This is a genomic window from Nguyenibacter vanlangensis (genome assembly GCF_013376155.1).
Taxonomy (GTDB): domain Bacteria; phylum Pseudomonadota; class Alphaproteobacteria; order Acetobacterales; family Acetobacteraceae; genus Gluconacetobacter; species Gluconacetobacter vanlangensis.
This window is the reverse complement of sequence record NZ_JABXXP010000261.1, coordinates 1-3,915: the sequence shown is the minus strand read 5'-3', so window position 1 is coordinate 3,915 and position 3,915 is coordinate 1. Positions and strand designations below refer to the sequence as shown.

The following is a 3,915-nucleotide window of genomic DNA, read 5'->3' as shown; positions in this document are numbered from 1 at the left end:
GGCCGTCCCGCGCGCCAGCGCCTCGGTCATCCGCGCCCGCCGCGCCACGACAGGAAAGGCCTGGGAAAATTCCGGCGCATGCCCGAATGTCCGCGTCCGCGCCTGGGATGCCGCGCCGCTGGTCGCGACATGTTCGTCGGGCAGTTCCTCGATGAACCGGCTGGGGATCGCCGACTGCCAGTTGCCATAGATCCGCCGGCTGGCGGCGTGGCTGATGATCGCCCGGTGCCGCGCGCGGGTAATGCCGACATAGGCCAGGCGCCGCTCTTCCTCCAGCCCCTTCAACCCGCCCTCGTCCAGGGTCCGCTGGGACGGAAACACCCCTTCCTCCCAGCCCGGCAGGAACACGGTGTCGAATTCCAGCCCCTTGGCGCCGTGCAGGGTCATCAGGCTGACCCGCGCGTCCCCGGCATTCTCCTCGTTTTCCATCACCAGCGCGACATGCTCCAGAAACCCTTCCAGGCTCTCGAAATCCGCCAGCGCCCGCACCAGTTCCTTCAGGTTGTCCACGCGGCCCGGCGCCTCGGGCGACGGATCGGCCTTCCACATGTCGATATAGCCGGCCTCCTCCAGCAGCGTCTCCACGACCACCACATGCCCCTCGCGCGGCAAGGCGTCGCGCCCGCGCTGCAGGCAGTCCATCAGCGCCGCCATCGGCTCGCGCGCCCGGCCCTTGATCTCGCCGCCCGCCAGCAAGTCCTGCACCGCCTGCGTCAGCGGCATGTTCCCGGCCCGAGCGGCGGCGTGGAATTTCTGCAGCGCGGCCGCCCCGATGCCGCGCCTCGGCACGTTGATGATCCGCTCGAACGCCAGATCGTCCGCCGGCTGGCTCAGCACGCGCATATAGGCCAGCGCATCGCGGATTTCCGCCCGCTCGTAGAAGCGCAGCCCCCCCACCACGCGATAGGGCACGCCCAGCGCGATCAGCCGCTCCTCGAACGCGCGGGTCTGGAATCCCGCCCGCACCAGGATCGCCATCTCGGCCAGGGAATGGCCCCCGGCGCGCAGCCGCGCGATCTCCTCGCCGACCATCCGGGCCTCGTCGTCCGAATCCCAGACCGCGACCACCCGCACCTTCTCGCCGGACGCATCCTCGCGCCCCGGGCGCAGCGTCTTGCCCAGCCGCCCGTCATTATGCGCGATCAGCCCCGACGCCGCGCCCAGGATCTGCGCGGTCGAACGATAATTCCGCTCCAGCCGCACGATGACCGCGCCCGGGAAATCGCGTTCGAAGCGCAGGATGTTCTCCACTTCCGCCCCGCGCCAGGAATAGATCGACTGGTCGTCGTCCCCCACGCAGCAGATATTGGCGCTCTGCCCCTCGCGCTGCGCCAGCAGCCGCAGCCACAGATACTGGATCGTGTTGGTGTCCTGGTATTCGTCCACCAGGATGTAGCGGAACAGGCGGTGATACTGCGCCAGCACGTCGGGCCGGGTCCGCAGGATCTCGGTCACGTGCAGCATCAGGTCGCCGAAATCGCAGGCGTTCAACTGGATCAGCCGCGCCTGATAGGCCGCATAGGCCGCCCGGCACTGTCCGTTCGCGAAATCCGTGTCCTCGGCCGGCGTCACGCGCTCGGGCGTCAGCCCACGATCCTTCCAGCGCTGGATCACCCCCAATATGCCCTGGGGCGGCCAGCGCTTGGCGTCGATGCGCAGCGGTTCGATCACCTGCTTCAGCAGGCGTAGCTGGTCGTCGGTGTCCAGGATGGTAAAGCCGCTGCTCAGCCCGACATATTCGGCATGCCGGCGCAGCATGCGCGCGCACAGCGCATGGAACGTCCCCAGCCACAGCCCCTCGACCGGCGTGCCCAGGATCGCGCCGATCCGCTCGCGCATCTCGCGCGCCGCCTTGTTGGTGAAGGTCACCGCCAGGATCTGATGCGGCCGCGCGCGGCCGGACAGCAGGATATGGGCGAAGCGCGTGGTCAGCACACGGGTCTTGCCGGTCCCGGCACCGGCCAGGACCAGCAGCGGACCGTCGGTCGTCTCGATCGCCGCCCGTTGCTCGGGGTTCAGGCGCTGCAGATAATCCGGTCGGTCGGAAGAAGGGTTTGGGCTATGGGTCACGTTTTCCGTATAGGGCGTCCGGCGCCGGACGTGAAGGAGAAGGCCGAATGACAGGAACGGGCAGGGATGCCGCGAACGCCGCCTCGCGTCATGCCCCGTTCAAGGAGACCGGACCATCGGGCCACCGCGCCCGCATGCGTGCCCGGATCCTGGTCTCCGGCGCGGCGTCGCTGGCCGATTACGAAATCGTCGAGATGCTGCTCTTCCTCGCGATTCCGCGCCGCGACACCAAACCGACGGCCAAGGCGCTGCTGAACCGGTTCGGCAGCCTGGGCGCGCTGCTCTCGGCCTCGGCCGAGCAATTGCGCGCGGCCGGCCTGTCCGACCGCGTCGCCCTGCCGCTGATGCTGCCCGCCTGCGTGGCCGAACGCCTGTCGCGGTCCGACCCGCTGACCCGCCAGCACGTGCGCGACTGGGACGCGGTGCTGACCTATTGCGATACGATTCTCGCCGACGCCCCCGCCGGGCAGATGCGGATCCTGTTCCTGGACAGCGGCAACCACATCATCGCCGACGAACCGATCGACCCCGCCCTCGACCAGGGCGACCTGGACGCGATCCAGCGCCACATCCTGCTCCGCGCGCTCGACCTGCACGCCACCGCCTTCGTGGGCATCCGGCTCGCCGCGGCCTGGCCGCCGCCGGCGGCGCTGGTCGATCGCGATGCCGTGCTGATGCAGGCCATCTCCTACCACGCGCAGAACCTGTCCCTGGCGGTGCAGGACCACCTGATGCTGCGGCGTGGCCAATGGTTCAGCCTGCGCCAGCAGGGCAGGCTGTAAAAGCCTGCCTTGAAAGCCCGCCTCAAAAACGCGCCCGGCGCCCCTATTCGGCCGCCGGGTGCATGTGCGCGGCCGCCAGTTGCGTGCGGATCGCGCCCAGCAATTCGCCCGGATCGTTCACCAGCGCGTCCGCCCCGGCCTCGGTCAGCTCCTCCTCGCCGCCATAGCCCCACAGCGCGCCCAGCGCGCGCACATGGTTGGCATGCGCCCCGCTGATGTCGAACCGCCGGTCTCCCACCATCACCGCCCGCGCCGCCGGCACGCCCTGCTCATGCAGCAGGCACGCGATCAGCTCGGGCTTCTCCGCGCCGCTATCGTCGGGTTGGGCGCCGTACAGGGCGGTGAAATACCGGGTCAGCCCGCGCAGGTCCAAAATCGCCCGCGCCAGGTGCACCGGCTTGGACGTCGCCAGAAACAGCCGCGCCCCCGACTGCGCCACGGTCTCGATCACCGTGTCCATGCCGGCAAAGACCGCGCTGCGATGCATGCCCTGCCGTTCGTAATGATAGCGATACAGCCTGACAGCTTCCTCGGCGCGGTCGTCGCCGTAATGCTCCAGCACTCGCGCCACCAGATCGTGCAGCGGCGGCCCGACCACCCAGGTCAAATCCACCTTCGGGTCCGGCTCGTGACCCAGATCGCGCAGCGAATCGTGCAGCGAACCGATGATTCCGGCGCGCGAATCCACGATCGTGCCATCGAGATCAAGAAGAACCGCATCGTGACGGGTCAGCGGGAATGGGGCATTCATGCCGGCAACGCTCCTCGTCCAGTACCCCGAAGCTGAAATTCACCGGATCTCAGCTTCGGGGTGCCAGCTTAATCAATCATTTAACGGCCCGCTGATCTCCGAAATTCATCCACGAATTCCCGAGGCACGACTAGGCTTCGAATCTCCTATATACTGGCAGGTCGGGGCTGTCGCGCCCACGGCCGGCCCGCCCCGCACCCGACTCGAGGATTTCAAGGCATGAATGCGATCCTGGCCGGGCAGGGCGGGGACCTGGACGATACGACCCTGCTGGCCGCGATCCTGGCGCTCGCCCTGCCGCCCAGCGCCGAC

Annotated in this window: 3 protein-coding genes; 1 reads left to right on the top strand and 2 read right to left on the bottom strand. The window is 68.5% G+C overall.

Annotation, left to right across the window (positions count from 1 at the left end):
- Positions 1 to 2,070, bottom strand: a 2,070-nt coding sequence (locus HUK84_RS11985) for an ATP-dependent helicase (RefSeq protein WP_317135284.1), incomplete at its 3' end; no start/stop codon positions are given.
- Positions 2,071 to 2,117: 47 nt separating this feature from the next.
- Between HUK84_RS11985 and HUK84_RS11980 the strand changes: the two genes are divergently transcribed.
- Positions 2,118 to 2,852 carry a JAB domain-containing protein gene (locus HUK84_RS11980; RefSeq protein WP_176640498.1) on the top strand — a complete coding sequence of 245 codons (735 nt, stop codon included), beginning with the start codon at positions 2,118 to 2,120 and terminating at the stop codon, positions 2,850 to 2,852.
- A gap of 43 nt (positions 2,853 to 2,895) precedes the next feature.
- Here HUK84_RS11980 and HUK84_RS11975 read toward each other — a convergent pair whose 3' ends face one another.
- A complete protein-coding gene (locus HUK84_RS11975; protein ID WP_176640497.1) occupies positions 2,896 to 3,603 on the bottom strand; it encodes an HAD hydrolase-like protein in 708 nt (235 codons plus the stop codon).
- Positions 3,604 to 3,915 lie beyond the last annotated feature (312 nt).

What these genes read in the sequence shown, in the direction of transcription:
- HUK84_RS11980 (WP_176640498.1), top strand. Translation starts at nt 2,118, where the DNA reads ATGACAGGAACGGGCAGGGATGCCGCGAACGCCGCCTCGCGTCATGCC.
- HUK84_RS11975 (WP_176640497.1), bottom strand. Translation starts at nt 3,603, where the DNA reads ATGAATGCCCCATTCCCGCTGACCCGTCACGATGCGGTTCTTCTTGAT.